15 protein-coding genes are annotated in these 13,523 nt (G+C 67.0%); 10 read left to right on the top strand and 5 right to left on the bottom strand.

All coding sequences use genetic code 11. The annotated features are described in order from the left end of the window. Nucleotides 1-85: 85 nt before the first annotated feature. Both ACFV3I_RS02975 and ACFV3I_RS02970 read left to right on the top strand, forming a co-directional pair. Nucleotides 86-1,582 carry a SulP family inorganic anion transporter gene (locus ACFV3I_RS02975; RefSeq protein WP_378822342.1) on the top strand — a complete coding sequence of 499 codons (1,497 nt, stop codon included), beginning with the start codon at nt 86-88 and terminating at the stop codon, nt 1,580-1,582. Nucleotides 1,583-1,630: 48 nt separating this feature from the next. Beyond that, nucleotides 1,631-2,266: a DUF6998 domain-containing protein gene (locus tag ACFV3I_RS02970; protein ID WP_378822341.1), complete on the top strand. Its 636-nt coding sequence runs from the start codon at nt 1,631-1,633 to the stop codon at nt 2,264-2,266. Between the two features lie 108 nt (nt 2,267-2,374). Here the strand turns inward: ACFV3I_RS02970 and ACFV3I_RS02965 are convergent, their stop codons facing one another. Continuing rightward, complete coding sequence (locus tag ACFV3I_RS02965; protein WP_378822340.1) at nt 2,375-3,460, bottom strand: type I restriction endonuclease; 1,086 nt, start codon at nt 3,458-3,460, stop codon at nt 2,375-2,377. A 120-nt stretch (nt 3,461-3,580) separates the two neighbouring features. Between ACFV3I_RS02965 and ACFV3I_RS02960 the strand changes: the two genes are divergently transcribed. Further along, nucleotides 3,581-3,916 carry a nucleotide pyrophosphohydrolase gene (locus ACFV3I_RS02960; RefSeq protein ID WP_378822339.1) on the top strand — a complete coding sequence of 112 codons (336 nt, stop codon included), beginning with the start codon at nt 3,581-3,583 and terminating at the stop codon, nt 3,914-3,916. Further along, entirely contained in the window at nt 3,913-5,652 is a 1,740-nt protein-coding gene (locus ACFV3I_RS02955) for a DNA/RNA helicase domain-containing protein (protein WP_378822338.1), read from the top strand. The genes ACFV3I_RS02960 and ACFV3I_RS02955 overlap by 4 nt, the downstream gene beginning before the upstream one ends. Here the strand turns inward: ACFV3I_RS02955 and ACFV3I_RS02950 are convergent. Beyond that, nucleotides 5,642-6,253 (bottom strand): MerR family transcriptional regulator, encoded by a 612-nt coding sequence (locus ACFV3I_RS02950; protein WP_378822337.1) that lies wholly within the window; start codon nt 6,251-6,253, stop codon nt 5,642-5,644. The genes ACFV3I_RS02955 and ACFV3I_RS02950 overlap by 11 nt on opposite strands. 71 nt (nt 6,254-6,324) lie before the next feature. On the opposite strand from ACFV3I_RS02950, the gene ACFV3I_RS02945 reads away from it, so the two are divergent. The 3 genes from ACFV3I_RS02945 to ACFV3I_RS02935 all read left to right on the top strand — a co-directional run bounded on the left by ACFV3I_RS02945 (nt 6,325) and on the right by ACFV3I_RS02935 (nt 8,703). Next, on the top strand, nt 6,325-6,840 hold the full coding sequence (locus ACFV3I_RS02945) for a DUF4188 domain-containing protein (protein ID WP_378803199.1): 516 nt from the start codon (nt 6,325-6,327) through the stop codon (nt 6,838-6,840). A gap of 217 nt (nt 6,841-7,057) precedes the next feature. After that, a complete protein-coding gene (locus ACFV3I_RS02940; protein WP_378822335.1) occupies nt 7,058-8,509 on the top strand; it encodes an APC family permease in 1,452 nt (483 codons plus the stop codon). Further along, the gene (locus ACFV3I_RS02935; RefSeq protein ID WP_378822334.1) at nt 8,506-8,703 is read left to right on the top strand and encodes a hypothetical protein; all 198 of its coding nucleotides are present in this window, start codon (nt 8,506-8,508) and stop codon (nt 8,701-8,703) included. The genes ACFV3I_RS02940 and ACFV3I_RS02935 overlap by 4 nt, the downstream gene beginning before the upstream one ends. 38 nt (nt 8,704-8,741) lie before the next feature. Here ACFV3I_RS02935 and ACFV3I_RS02930 read toward each other — a convergent pair whose 3' ends face one another. After that, entirely contained in the window at nt 8,742-9,137 is a 396-nt protein-coding gene (locus tag ACFV3I_RS02930; protein WP_136037216.1) for a hypothetical protein, read from the bottom strand. A 168-nt stretch (nt 9,138-9,305) separates the two neighbouring features. Next, the gene (locus ACFV3I_RS02925) at nt 9,306-9,878 is read right to left on the bottom strand and encodes a TetR/AcrR family transcriptional regulator (RefSeq protein WP_378822333.1); all 573 of its coding nucleotides are present in this window, start codon (nt 9,876-9,878) and stop codon (nt 9,306-9,308) included. A 75-nt stretch (nt 9,879-9,953) separates the two neighbouring features. Here ACFV3I_RS02925 and ACFV3I_RS02920 point away from each other — a divergent pair, with 75 nt between their 5' ends. Together ACFV3I_RS02920 and ACFV3I_RS02915 are read left to right on the top strand one after the other, a co-directional pair. Beyond that, a complete protein-coding gene (locus ACFV3I_RS02920) occupies nt 9,954-10,955 on the top strand; it encodes an SDR family NAD(P)-dependent oxidoreductase (protein WP_378822332.1) in 1,002 nt (333 codons plus the stop codon). 133 nt (nt 10,956-11,088) lie between these two features. Further along, nucleotides 11,089-11,778 carry a nucleotidyltransferase domain-containing protein gene (locus ACFV3I_RS02915; RefSeq protein ID WP_378822331.1) on the top strand — a complete coding sequence of 230 codons (690 nt, stop codon included), beginning with the start codon at nt 11,089-11,091 and terminating at the stop codon, nt 11,776-11,778. Nucleotides 11,779-11,781: 3 nt separating this feature from the next. On the opposite strand, the gene ACFV3I_RS02910 is transcribed toward ACFV3I_RS02915, so the two are convergent. After that, nucleotides 11,782-12,651: an NAD(P)H-binding protein gene (locus ACFV3I_RS02910; protein WP_378822329.1), complete on the bottom strand. Its 870-nt coding sequence runs from the start codon at nt 12,649-12,651 to the stop codon at nt 11,782-11,784. An 83-nt stretch (nt 12,652-12,734) separates the two neighbouring features. On the opposite strand from ACFV3I_RS02910, the gene ACFV3I_RS02905 reads away from it, so the two are divergent. Further along, nucleotides 12,735-13,466, top strand: a complete 732-nt coding sequence (locus ACFV3I_RS02905) for a YafY family protein (RefSeq protein WP_136034482.1) — start codon at nt 12,735-12,737, stop codon at nt 13,464-13,466. Nucleotides 13,467-13,523 lie beyond the last annotated feature (57 nt).

The following is a 13,523-nucleotide window of genomic DNA, read 5'->3' as shown; positions in this document are numbered from 1 at the left end:
CCCGATGGGACTTCCGGGTCGGTGTGTCCGCATAGGCTGGATCGTCTGCCTCTTCCTCTGAGGCGCCTTCCCCCTGGAGCCCCCATTGTCTGCAACGACGGCCCTCGACCGTGCCCGCTATCTCGACCACCCGTCGGTGCTCACGGCGCTGAAGAACCCGCGGATGCTGACGCGCGAGGTGCTCGCCGGGCTCGTCGTGGGGCTCGCGCTGATCCCGGAGGCGATCGCGTTCTCGGTGATCGCGGGGGTGGACCCGAAGGTGGGACTGTTCTCGTCGTTCATCATGGCGGTGTCGATCGCGTTCCTCGGCGGGCGTCCGGCGATGGTGACCGCGGCGACCGGGGCTGTGGCGCTCGTGATCGCGCCGGTCGCTCCGACGTACGGGCTGGACTACTTCATCGCGACGGTCATCCTCGCCGGGATCTTCCAGGTCGTGCTCGGGGTGCTCGGGGTCGCGAAGCTGATGCGGTTCATCCCCCGCAGCGTGATGGTCGGGTTCGTGAACGCGCTGGCGATCTTCGTGTTCAGCTCGCAGTTCCCGCAGCTGATCGATGTGCCGTGGCTGGTGTATCCGCTGGTGGCGCTCGGGATCGTCGTGATGCTGGTGATGCCGAAGCTCACGAAGGTCGTGCCGGCGCCGCTCGTGTCGGTGATCATCGTGACCGGGGTGGTGCTCGCGTTCGGCATCACGGTGCCCACGGTCGGCGATCAGGGCGAACTGCCGCGCAGCCTGCCGGAGCTCTTCATCCCGAACGTGCCGCTCACGTGGGAGACGTTCACGATCATCGCGCCGTTCGCCCTCGGGGTGGCGCTGGTCGGGCTGATGGAGTCGCTGCTCACCGCGAAGCTCGTCGACGAGATCACCGACACCCACTCGAACAAGACGCGCGAGTCGTGGGCGCAGGGCGTCGCGAACGTGTTGTCGGGGATCTTCGGCGGCATGGGCGGCTGCGCCGTGATCGGTCAGACCATGATCAATGTGAAGGCCTCGGGCGCCAGGACCCGCATCTCCACGTTCTGCGCCGGGGTGTTCCTGTTCCTGCTGGTGGTGGTGTTCGGCGACTTCGTCGGGACCATTCCGATGGCGGCACTCGTAGCCGTGATGGTGATGGTGGCGATCGGCGCGTTCGACTGGCACTCGATCAAGCCGTCGACGCTGAAGCGGATGCCGAAGAGCGAGACGTTCGTGATGCTCGCCACGGTCGTGCTCGTGCTGATCACCCACAACCTGGCGGTGGGCGTTGTGGGCGGCGTGCTGGTCGCGTCCGTGCTGTTCGTCCGGCGGGTGGCGCACTTCGTGACGGTGACGCGTTCGGTTGCGGGCGACATGGTGACGTATGTCGTGCAGGGGGAGTTGTTCTTCGCGTCGAGCAACGACCTGACGACGCTGTTCTCGTATACGGAGGATCCATCTCGCGTTGTTGTTGATCTGTCGGGATCGCACGTGTGGGATGCGTCGACCGTCGCCGCGTTGGACGCGATCGAGACGAAGTACGCCGCGTTGGGGAAGACGGTGGAGATCGTCGGGATGAATGACTCGAGCGGCACGATGCACGGGCGGCTGACGGGCAGGTTCGAGTAGAGACGGTCCCGCCGAGTACTGGCAGTTTCTCGCCGGTAGGGTAACCGTGTGATTGTCACCGCCCGCGCGCTCGCCTCGCGATTAGACGTGCCAATAGCGGACGTCCGAGCTGTACTCAAGAACATGTATGGTCCGTTGACGCGAGGCGCGAAGGGATGGACTCTGAATGAGTCCCAAATCCTCTCAGCGATCGAGCACATCCCCGGCCGCCGTCCGCGTGCTTTCGCTGACCATGCGACGCCGCAACTGCTGAGCCAGTATGCGCAGATTCTCGCCGAGCTTCGCATTCGCGGAGTCGTGCGCACAGCAAACGCGCCACTTGGGGATTATGCCGAGCACATGGCGCTGAGGGTGTACGGCGGGTCACTGGCCCAGAACTCGGCGAAGTCGTACGACCTGACGACCGACAATGGCCGCAGGATTCAGGTGAAGGCCCGCACGGTGAGCGCTTCGACATCGGCAAGTGCCGTGTTCTCAGTCTTCCGTTCGTTCGAGTTCGACGTGGCGACACTTCTCGTCCTGGACTCGCGCACCTATGCACTGAAATGGGCGCGAGAGATGACACCCGACCACGTCAAGGAGGCCTCCCGCTGGTCAGCGCATGTGCGAGGCCACCTCCTGTCGATCCGGGATGCGGAAAAGACCGGTGAGGACGTGACAGAGCTGTTCACCGAGTTCGGCTGAAGCTCCTAAGCAAATGTCCCGACGTCGGTAGCGGCAGCGCCCGGCGAGCGCAAGAAGCGTCGCCTGCGCCCGGAAGTCGCTTCAACAAGACGGTGCCGATCGCCCGTGTTAGTCCTTGTACCTGCGAACCGCCTCGCGAATCCCGTCGGCATGCGCATATATTTCGTCAAGCTCTTCGATTGGGTGGCGGGTCTCCACCTTGTCCGCATCCAAGAGCCCGAGGTACTTCTGTTTGCCGTTGAAATGAAGCCGGGCGACTGGCTTCCGATTGTTGTCGTCGAGGAGCACCGCGAAGTAGCTCTTCGCATCGCGGTGCGTCACGCGCTGCGGCTTTACCTCACCACAGGCGATCGCCTTCACGATCTGGTAGCCCTCAAGTTCTTCGAGTGTGGTCTCGATCTCGGTGTCCCGATCGAGATCCACCTCGACCACTTCGGCGCTCGTCGTGGGCGCGGGGTCTGATGTTGGCGTGATTCCGGTCACGCCCAGAGCCGTCTTCAGGCGATCATTAACCCGTTCGTTGAGGAACTGGTGTGCCGCCTTTCCGACCAGACCAGTGAATTGCTGTCGCACCTTCTGCGTGTACGAACCGTCGTACACACGCGTGGCGAAGAACTTGATCCACTCATCTGTCGGCTCGCGGAACTGACCGGCAATCTCTCGCTTCAATGCGCCGATGTACTTGAGCTCTTCCGCGGCGCTGATGATCGAGTCGAGATCGAAGCTCTCCTTGCTGAGCTTTTGAATCTCCGGAATCAGCGTCTCATCGATGTCGAGGAGATCGAGTACGAGGAACGGCTTGGCATCCATCCGGTTCGGGGCATCCAGGTCCGTGTAGAAGTGCCAGACCACGCCATTCGTCAGAACAGCGATCCGCGCATTCGTCACGGCGAAGTAGCGGAAGAGCTGGGAGGCATGCTCGATCTTCAGCGACCCCATCGATGGCTTGCACTCGATGAGGATCTGAACCTCCGAGTCGCGCATGATGGCGTAGTCAATCTTCTCGCCCTTCTTGGTTCCGACATCCGCCGTGAACTCGGGGACTACCTCCAGCGGATCGAAGACGTCGTACCCGAGGATCGTCGAGATAAACGGCATGACGAAAGCGTTCTTCGTCGCTTCCTCGGTCCCGATTGCCGTCGCCTGGTTCTTCACCTTGGTCGCGAGGGAATCGAGACGCTCTGCAAACTCCACCGTCACTCCATTCTTCGTTGAATACGCTTTGATCCAGACGATAGCGGAACTTGGCGCGGAGGCGGCGAACCGCTCGTTCGCGCCCAGTCGCCCGAGTCCCTAACTGCTAGCGTCGCTCCCATGCCGAGCCAGGAGACCCTTGCCGCCCTTCGCGCCTTCGTCGCCGAGCGAGATTGGGATCAGTTCCACTCTCCGGAGAACCTGGCGAAGAGCATCTCGATCGAAGCGGGCGAGCTTCTCGAGTGCTTCCAGTGGTCTGCGGACTTCGACCGGGAGCAGGTGGAGGCCGAACTGGCAGACGTCATCACGTACTGCATCCACCTTGCGAACAAGCTTGGTGCCGACCTTGATGACATCGTCATGAAGAAGCTGGAGTCGACGAAGGCGAAGTACCCCGTGGAACTCGCGAAAGGGCGCATGACGAAGTACACCCAGCTGTCCGAGGCGCCCGAGTGACAGAGTTCAACATCCAGCGGCTCCCATTTCAACGCGACGCCGTCGATGCGTGGGCCCGTGACGACACCCGGCACACCAATTGGCCCGTCGTCTATGTGATCGAGGGGAGCACTCAGCGCACGTCGCCCGGGCTCTATGTCGGAGAAACGGTGAACGCCGCGAGCCGGATGCGACAGCACCTCGCGGGATCAAAGCGGCACGAGGCTCTCGAGTCGATCCGGGTCGTCGTTGACCACACCTTCAACAAGTCCGTGTGCCTCGACCTCGAGTCGCACCTTATTCGGTGGTTCTCCGGTGACGGCCGATATCGCATCCTCAACGGCAACGACGGCCTCACGGACGCGCAATACTACGATCGCGACCTCTACCGTGAGTCCTTCCGGGACGTGTTCGAGGCTCTCCGCGCCGAGGGGCTTTTCTCCCGAAGCATCCCGCAGATCGAGAACTCCGATCTCTTCAAGCTGTCGCCCTTTAAGGCCCTCACGGACGACCAGGGCGTCGCGATCATGGACATTCTCGAAGGCCTACTCGACGATCTTCACGATCCCTCCGCCCGGTCGACGCTCGTCGTTCAGGGCAACCCGGGAACGGGCAAGACGATCATCGCGATCTTCCTCATGAAGCTGCTCGCCGACATCCGCGACTACCAGGATCACGACGGCGTCGAGCCGGACTCGATGTTCTCCGAGTTCTTTGTTCCGGAAAATCGTGAGCTACTCAAGAGCCTTCGCATGGCTCTTGTGATTCCTCAGCAGTCGCTCAGGGAGTCCGTGAAGAAGGTGTTCAAGAAGACGCCGAAGCTCAACGCGGGAATGGTGATGTCACCGTTCCAACTGGGCGAATCGGATGACGAGTTCGACCTCGTACTCGTCGACGAGACTCATCGGTTGGGCCAGCGCGCGAACCAAGCATCGGGCGTGCAGAACAAGAAGTTCCGAGACATCAATGCAGCTCTGTTCGGCGAAGACGACCCCACTTACACACAGCTCGACTGGATCAAAGCTCGAAGCAGACATCAACTCCTGCTGGTGGATGGCGAACAAAGCGTGCGGCCGCATGATCTCGCGCCATCTGCACTCGATGCCGAGGTGAGAGCGGCGAAGGACGCGCACCGCTTTTTCCGTCTGACCACCCAGATGCGCGTACGGGCGGGAGCCGATTACGTCGAGTTCATCCGCGCGCTGCTGCGGGAGGAAGCGCCAGTGCTCCCCGACCTCGGCGAGTATGAACTCCGCCTCTTCGATGACCTCGGCGAGATGCGCGAAGCGATCCGATATAAGGACGCCGAAGTCGGTCTTTCGCGACTCGTCGCAGGCTACGCGTGGGACTGGGTGTCCAAGAAGAACCCCGACGAGTTCGACATAGAGCTCGACGGCGAGCGCCTGCGGTGGAACGGAACAGATAAGGACTGGATCAATTCACCGGGAGCGCTCGAGGAGGTCGGGTCGATCCACACCGTCCAGGGATACGACCTCAACTACGCGGGCGTCATCATCGGGCCGGACCTCCGCGTAGACGCCACAACCGGCCGGATCGTTGCGGACCGCGAGAGTTATCGCGACAAGAAAGGCAAGGAGAACACCGGCCATCTCAGGAACTCGTTCGGCGACGACGACCTGCTGACCTTCATCCGCAACATCTATGGGGTGCTGCTCACGCGGGGGATGCGCGGGACGTACGTATATGTGTGTGACCCCGCGCTTCGCAAGCGCCTCGCCGCTGCATTCAGGAGCTAGCCCCGAACCGCTCCCCCGAGCTCACCTGCTGCGCCACCCGCCGTAGCGCCAACAGGAGCGGCTCCACCAGCACCGACCCCAACACCACGTACCGCACGGCCGCCTCCGCGGACTCCCCCGGCACCCCCGCGATCTCGGCATCCGCGATGCGTCGCGTCGACCGCAGGTATTCACGCATCACGGCCTTCGGCACGACGAAGCCCGCGCGCTCCAAGCCGCCCAAGGCCCGGGCGACCGCGTGCAGCACCGCCTCGTCGCACATCCCCGGCTTCCACCCGAGCCCCTCGACCAGGGCTTCAGCCTCCGCCAGATCGACAGACTCCTCCACCGGCGGAGTGATCGCGGCGTGGGCGGTCCCGAGCAGCGCGTTCGGACTGGCAGGCGGATCATCCAGCGCCCCGAGCACCCGGCGCGTCTCGGCGATGCTCACGCCGGCGTCGAGCAGCGCCCGGATCACCCGCAGCCGTTCGACGTGCTTCTCGCCGTACGTGGCCTGGGTCGGCGACGACCGCTCGCCCTCGGGGAGCAGCCCCTCGCGCAGGTAGTACTTGATCGTCGGCACGGTCACGCCGGTCTGCGCCGACAGTTCAGAAATCCTCATGGCCACCCCTTGACATCGATAGTAGCGCTATCCAGTATGGATAGTGACGCTATCCAATCGAAGGAGACACCATGTCCCAGGTCGTCACGGGTCGCATGACCCACCACCACGACGGCGAGCTCGTCGTGTTCCACATCGGCATGCAGATCAACCGCTGGTGGCGGCCCGACCTGTGGCTGCCTGCGTTCGTCGCGATGCCCCGGATGCTCCGCGAGCTCAGCACCGACCCCGACTCCGGCCTGCTCGGCTACCAGCTGCTCCTCGGCTCGGGCGGCCCCTACGTCGTGCAGTTCTGGTCGTCGGTCGAGAAGCTCTACGCCTACGCCTCGAACCCGAACCAGGAGCACCGCCCCGCGTGGACCGCCTTCAACCGCGCCGCCCGCAAGGCCCCGGGAGCGGTCGGGGTGTGGCACGAGACGTTCCTCGTCGACACCGCCGAGAGCGTCTACGTCTCCACCAAGCGCATGGGACTCGCCGCCGCCACGCAGCACGTCGAAGTGCCCCGCCGCCACGACCGCGCCCAGGCGCGCTTCACCGACGGACGGACGGAGGCGACGAAGCCGCTAGCCTCACCACATGCCCCGTGACCTGGCCTGCTTCCAGGTCGCCGATGGTGACTTCTGACCACATCCGTCCCTGCATATCGCCGCGCCTCCGTCGTTCGGGGTAGCGTGCCACTGGTCCCCTCGGCAGACAGGTGCTCCACCCGGCGCCGCCCCCGGCCGCGGACGACCCCGCGCGTGCACCCGCGCGCGGCACAGGACCTCGCGCAGCACCCTGTGCGAGCCCGACCGGAAGGCGATGATGCCCGACACCTCGAAGACCCCGTCCCACTCGGTCTGGCGGCGCAAGCCCGTCAGCGACATGACGGAGGAGGCCGCGCGCAGCGGCCTGCACAAGTCCCTCGGCCTGTGGCAGCTCACGGCGATCGGCGTCGGCGGCATCATCGGCGTCGGGATCTTCTCGCTCGCCGGACTCGTCGCACACGGCGACGCCGCCAACCCGGGTGTGGGACCGGCCGTGCTCATCTCGTTCCTTATCGCCGGGCTCGCGTCCGCGGCCGCCGCCCTCTCCTACGCCGAGTTCGCCGGCATGATCCCGCGCGCCGGCTCCGCCTACAGTTACGGCTACGTCGCGCTCGGCGAAGTCGTCGGCTGGTTCATCGGCTGGGACCTCCTGCTCGAATACGTCGCCATCGTCGCGGTGGTCGCCATCGGCATCTCCGGCTACCTCGACGCGTTCCTCTCCGGGTTCGGCATCCACCTGCCGCTCTCCGTCACCGAGACCGCCGACGTGCCGGGCGGCGCCGTCAACGTGCCCGCGATCGTCATCTGCCTGCTCGTGACGTTCCTCCTGAGCCGCGGCACCCAGACGTTCGGACGCTTCGAGCTCGTCGCCGTCGCCATCAAGATCGCCCTGATCCTCGGCATCGTCGGCCTCGGCATCTTCTACATCAACACCGAGAACTACGACCCCTTCATGCCCAGCGGCTTCGACCCCGTCTTCACCGGCGCCGCCACCGTGTTCTTCGCCGTGTTCGGCTACGACGCCATGAGCACCGCCGCCGAAGAGGCCAAGGACGGCCGCAAGCACATGCCGAAGGCCATCATCCTGTCGCTCATCATCGCGATGCTGCTGTACGTCGCCGCGACCCTCGTGCTCACCGGCATGCAGAACTACACCGAGATCGACCCCAAGGCCGGCTTCGCCTCCGCGTTCACGGGCGTGGGCCTGCCCGTCGTGGCCGCCATCATCTCCGTGTTCGCGGTGCTGTCGATCCTCACCGTCATGCTCACCTTCCTCCTCGGCGCGACCCGCGTCTGGTTCTCGATGAGCCGCGACGGACTCCTCCCCGGCTGGTTCAGCAAGGTCGACCGCCGGGGCGTGCCGCAGCGCGTCACCTGGATCGCCGGCATCGCCTCCGCCTTCTTCGCCGGCGTCTTCCCGATCCGCGCGGTCGCCGACCTGACGAACATCGGCATCCTCGCCGCGTTCGTCGTGGTGTGCGTCGCGGTGATCGTGTTCCGCTACACGAAGCCCGACGCCCCGCGCACCTTCCGCCTGCCCTTCATGCCGGTGGTCCCGATCATCGGTGTCAGCTTCTCCCTGTTCCTCATCTCCCAGCTGCACTGGGAGACCTGGCTGCGCTTCGCCGTCTGGCTCGTGATCGGCCTGATCATCTACTTCCTCTACGGCCGCCGCCACTCCCTCATGAACCCCGACAGCCCCCGGCACCGCGCGGAGAAGAAGTCGTGAGCGGGAGCCCGCCCCGCGGAACCGCCCGGGAGCGGGGAACGGTCGTCGCGCTGGTGCTGCTCGGCACGGCGCTTCCGACGGTCGCGACCCTCCCGCTGTTCCACGACGTCGCGTGGGTCCTCTGGCTCGCTGCTCTGATACTTCTCGGAGTCGCGTTGGCTGTGGTGGGAAAGGTGCTCCGCAGACGCGGCTAGCCCGAAGCGATCACTCGTTCGTCTCCGAACCGCGGCCGCTATTCCGTCCCGGACGCGGATCCCATCCTGATCGCCGAGTTCACGTACAACCCCGCCACGAGAACCAGCACGACACCTCCCACGAAGACGAGTGGCGGATTCGGGAACTGCCCCGCAGCGATCGACGCGCACGCTCCCTGCGCGAAGAAGAACAGAGCAAGCGCGATGCTCATGCGGCGGGCGTACGTCATCCTCCACCACGGTCTCCTGGCGTCCGACTCTGCCGGCCCGCGAAATGTTCGCGCCGACACGATCGCCGCGGAAACGAGCGCCACGACGGCCCAGATGACGCCGAGCTCGAAGCTGACGACGCTCAGAGGGACAAGGACAAGCGGAATTCCGATCACGACAACGAGGACATAACCGACCTGCCCCGAGGGCTCCTTGATGCGCATTGCTGTCTCCCTTCCCCCGACCGCGGTGAAGGGCGTGCTCGCGAAATCTGACGCGACGCATCCCCGCACAGCCCCCGCGATCGATTCGTCATGAACGCTGGCACAGGGGTCGATGCGGAGTCCAGAAAAGTGCACACCCTCCGGCCGTTGTATATCGGTGGTGGTGGCTCAGCCCTGGGCAATCCCGCGGAGGAGCAGGAGCACCGTCTCCTCCACGCGCTCGGCGCTCAGGGGCTGACCGATCAGTGCGGCGTACGAGGCCATCGCGATGAACTGATCCGCGATCGCGGCGGCGTCCACGTCTGCCCGCACGTCACCGGCCGCACGACCGCGCGCGATGCGGTCGCCGACCCACTGGCGGATCGGCGCCGCGAGCTTCTCGTTCAACACCAGCCCGAGCTCCGGATCGGCCGCGGTGACCTCGATCAGCGCCCGCGCGAGCGCCACCCCCTGCGGCCGGGCGAGCCCCGCGGACACCGCCGTGAACCAGGCCCGCAGATCCGCGCCGAGGTCGTCGGTCATCGGTACCGCCACATCCGACCCGGGCAGGGTGCCCTCGAGCAGCGCCTCGCCGAGGATCGCGGCCTTCGTCTTCCACCAGCGGTAGATGGTCTGCTTCGACACCCCGGCCGCCTCCGCCAGACCCTCGATCGTCACGGCCTCGTAGCCGTCCTCGGCGAGCGCGCGCCGCATCGCGTCCAGCACGGACTGGCGGGCTTTCTCGCTGCGAGGACGGGGCACCCATCGAGCGTACAGAGGCGTACACTGGAACATAAGTAGACGCACCGTTGCGAAACCCGAGCAAGGAGAAAGAGCATGGCCCTCACCGCACACTCCACCATCGGCGACTGGATGAACGACCCGACCGGCGGCCCGCTCATTCGTGGACTCTTCGAGCAGACGGGCGCCGACCCCGAGCTCCTCACCCCCGTGCTCGGCCTGCCCCTGCAGCAGCTCGTCGCCATGAGCCAGGGCCAGCTCCCGCAGTCGGTCGTCGACGACCTGGTGCGCGCCGCCAACAACGGCGAGATCCCCGAAGACGACGCCTCCGAGGGGTGGACCGAGAAGGTCACCGCGGGCCGCTTCGCCGGCAAGACCGTGATCGTCACGGGCGCCGCCTCCGGCATCGGCAAGGCCACCGCCTCCCGCATCGCCCGCGAGGGCGGCCGCGTGATCGCGAGCGACATCGCCGCCGAGAAGCTCGACGCCCTCAAGGCCGAGCTCCCGGAGGCCGACATCGTCACGGTCGCGGGCGACCTCACGAAGCAGGAGGCCATCGACGCCGTCCTCGCCGCCGCGGGCGACCGCATCGACGGCCTCGCCAACGTCGCCGGCATCAACGACGACTTCTCCCCCGCGGGCGAGACCCCCGACGCCGTCTGGGACCGCGTCATCGCGATCAACCTCACCGCCCCGTTCAAGCTCATGCGCGCGGTCATCCCCGTGATGGAGAAGGCCGGACACGGCGCGATCCTCAACGTGTCGAGCGAGGCCGGACTGCGCGGCAACGCCTCGGGCAACGCCTACACCGCCAGCAAGCACGGCATCATCGGCGTCACCAAGTCGGCCGCCTTCATGTACGGGCCGAAGGGCATCCGCGTGAACTCCGTCGCCCCCGGCGGTGTCGCCACCGGCATCCCGATGCCCCCGCACATGTCGGAGTACGGTTCCGGGCGCCTCGCCCCGTTCCAGCAGGCCATCCCCACCGTCGCGACCGCCGAGCACCTGGCCGCGTCGATCACGTTCCTGCTGTCGGACGACGCCGTGAACATCAACGGCGCCATCCTCGCCTCGGACGGCGGCTGGTCCGTCCAGTAACGCGACTGCGTGAGACCGACGCCCCCGCCGACCCGAACGGCGGGGGCGTTACTCGTGTGCGGGCGCGGGTCTGATGCGGCGGGTGAGAGCGGCCTGCGCGCGGGGCGAGGTGCACTGTCGTTACGATGCCCGGATGACGTACCTCGACCTGTGTGAGCGCTTCATCGATCGGGAGTTCCCGGCGGCGGAGATCGCGGTGATCGGCGGCAGCACGGCCCGGGGCGACCGGACGGCGTCCAGCGACATCGACCTCCTCGTGATCGGCGATGCGCTGTTTCTGAACGGCGGGACGAGCCTGGCCGCGACCCACCGCTTCGAGGGAGAGATCTTCGAGGTGTTCGCGTACACGCACGACGGCTACCGGGAATGGGCGCGCGGCGGGATTGATCAGCACCGGCCCGTCATCGTCCACATGCTCGTCGAAGGCGAAGAGGTGCGCGGCGGCGATGCCCTCACGGCCCTCCGCGAGGAGTGGGGCGCGCGACTCGCAGACGGCCCGACCGTGGACGAGCATGAGCTCGCGCTGCGGCGCTACATGATCACCGACCTGCTCGACGATCTGCGCGACGCCACCGACGAGCTGGAGCGGAACGTCATCGCCTGGACGCTGTTCTCCCGGGTCGCGGAGCTCGTGCTGCTCACCGAACGGCACTGGATCGGAACGGGCAAGTACCTCCCGCGGCGGCTCCGCGACCTGGACCCCGCCCGCGCGGAGCGCCTCGCCGCACCCCTGCTCCACGGCGACCTCACCGCGTTCGCGGCACGCGCGGACGAGGAGCTCGCCCGTGCCGGGGGTCGCGTGCAGGACGGCTTCGTGCGCTGACGGCTACACCACCCCCACAAGCTCGTCCCGCACCCAGGACCGCAGGGTCGTGGGGGTCGTGGTCACGAGCGAGCGCGGTTGCTCCGGGGTGAAGTCGTCGCGCAGCCCGGTGGACATGCCCAACACGGCCTCCACCATCGCCTCCGGCATGCCCGCAGCCTTCAGGCCCTGACGCAGGTCGTCGTCGGCGATGCGCTCCACCGTGACCTCGCGGCCGAGCTCGTGCGTGAGGATGCCGGCGACCTGCGCCCAGCTCAGATCCTCCGGCCCGTGCACCGCCTGCACCCGCCGCCCGCTCCACTCGCGGTTGAGCAGGGTGAGCGCGGCGACCTCGGCGATGTCGCGCGGCGCCACCCACGGCATCGTCGAATCGAGCGGCAGCACCGTCGACAGCCGCCCGGCCTGCAGCGACTCCGCGTCGAGCAGCAGGTTGCTGAAGAAGTAGCCGCAGCGCAGATGGGTCACAGCGATGCCCAGAGCGTCGAGCGCCGCCTCGGTCGCGGCGAGCCCGTCGATCTCGCCCGCGCCGTGACGCCTCTCGGCACCGACGCTGCTCTGGAACACCACCCGCCCGATGCCGTTCCGCGCGACCGCGCCCACCAGGGCGTCCGTCGCCCGCGCGTAGTCGGCGAGCGGATCCTCCGACATCACCGACGGATCCACCCAGTACAGGGCGTCCACGCCCCGGGTCGCGGCGCTCACCTCCTCCGCGTCCTGGGAGTCGGCGCGGGCGATCTCGACGTGCGGCCGTAGCTCCGCCGCGATGCGGTCGGGGGTGCGCGTGAGCAGGAGCGGACGGACGCCAGCGCGCACCAGCATCCGCGTCAGGTGCCGGCCGACATGGCCGTTCGGGGTCGTGACAGCGATGCGCATGAGGGATCCTCTCGTTCGATGTCCGCCCACGTTAGAACCAGATACGGCCTGATCCTGGCCGTATCTCGCGGGATCATGGAGGCGTGGACACTCCGTCGAACCGCACGCTCCGTCTCCTGTCCCTCCTGCAGACCGGCGGCGAGTGGAGCGTGCCCGAGCTCGCCGCACGCCTGGAGGTGAGTGCCCGGACCGTCCGCCGCGATGCGCAACGCCTCCGCGACCTCGGCTACGACGTGCACTCCCGACCCGGACCCGGCGCCGCCTACCGCCTGCGCCCCGGCACCCGCATCCCTCCGCTGCTGCTCGACGCGGACGAGGTCACCACGATCATCACGGCTCTGCTCGTGCTCGAGACCGGAGACCCCGCCGACCCCGCGCCGGCGGTCGCCCGCGCCAAACTCGAACAGACCCTGCCGCCCGCGCTGCGCCGCCGAGCCGCCGCCACCGCCCTGTCGACGCAGATCCTCCAGCCGGAGACGGCCGCCGTGGACTGGGCACTCGTCGGCACCCTCGCCGACGCGGTCGCCCAGGGCTCGCGCCTCACCTTCGACTACACCGACCAGCACGGCACCGCCTCCGCGCGGACCATCGAGCCGCACCGCCACGTGCGGCGGACGTCGCGGTGGTACGTCGTGGCATTCGACCTCGATCGCGACGACTGGCGGCTGTTCCGCCTCGACCGGATGCGGCACGCGCGGATCCTTCCGGGCACGCACACCCCGCGCGACTTCCCCTTCGCGTCGGTGGAGGCGTGGCTCACGAGCGACTTCGGGCGGACGGACGCGGCGGCGCCGGGATCCGCAGGAGTGATGTGAGTTGTGGTGAGCGGGCTGCGGGTGCGGGCTACGGGGTGAGCCGCGGTGCGCGGGCTG

This window comes from Microbacterium sp. NPDC059771 (assembly GCF_042732495.1).
Classification (GTDB): Bacteria; Actinomycetota; Actinomycetes; order Actinomycetales; family Microbacteriaceae; genus Microbacterium; species Microbacterium sufflavum.
This window is presented reverse-complemented; position numbering and strand designations above follow the sequence as displayed.

Coding starts and splice junctions, on each gene's coding strand:
- ACFV3I_RS02910 (WP_378822329.1), bottom strand. CDS start 12,651: ATGCGCATCGCTGTCACGACCCCGAACGGCCATGTCGGCCGGCACCTG.
- ACFV3I_RS02960 (WP_378822339.1), top strand. CDS start 3,581: ATGCCGAGCCAGGAGACCCTTGCCGCCCTTCGCGCCTTCGTCGCCGAG.
- ACFV3I_RS02930 (WP_136037216.1), bottom strand. CDS start 9,137: ATGCGCATCAAGGAGCCCTCGGGGCAGGTCGGTTATGTCCTCGTTGTC.
- ACFV3I_RS02945 (WP_378803199.1), top strand. CDS start 6,325: ATGTCCCAGGTCGTCACGGGTCGCATGACCCACCACCACGACGGCGAG.
- ACFV3I_RS02920 (WP_378822332.1), top strand. CDS start 9,954: ATGGCCCTCACCGCACACTCCACCATCGGCGACTGGATGAACGACCCG.
- ACFV3I_RS02950 (WP_378822337.1), bottom strand. CDS start 6,253: ATGAGGATTTCTGAACTGTCGGCGCAGACCGGCGTGACCGTGCCGACG.
- ACFV3I_RS02940 (WP_378822335.1), top strand. CDS start 7,058: ATGCCCGACACCTCGAAGACCCCGTCCCACTCGGTCTGGCGGCGCAAG.
- ACFV3I_RS02915 (WP_378822331.1), top strand. CDS start 11,089: ATGACGTACCTCGACCTGTGTGAGCGCTTCATCGATCGGGAGTTCCCG.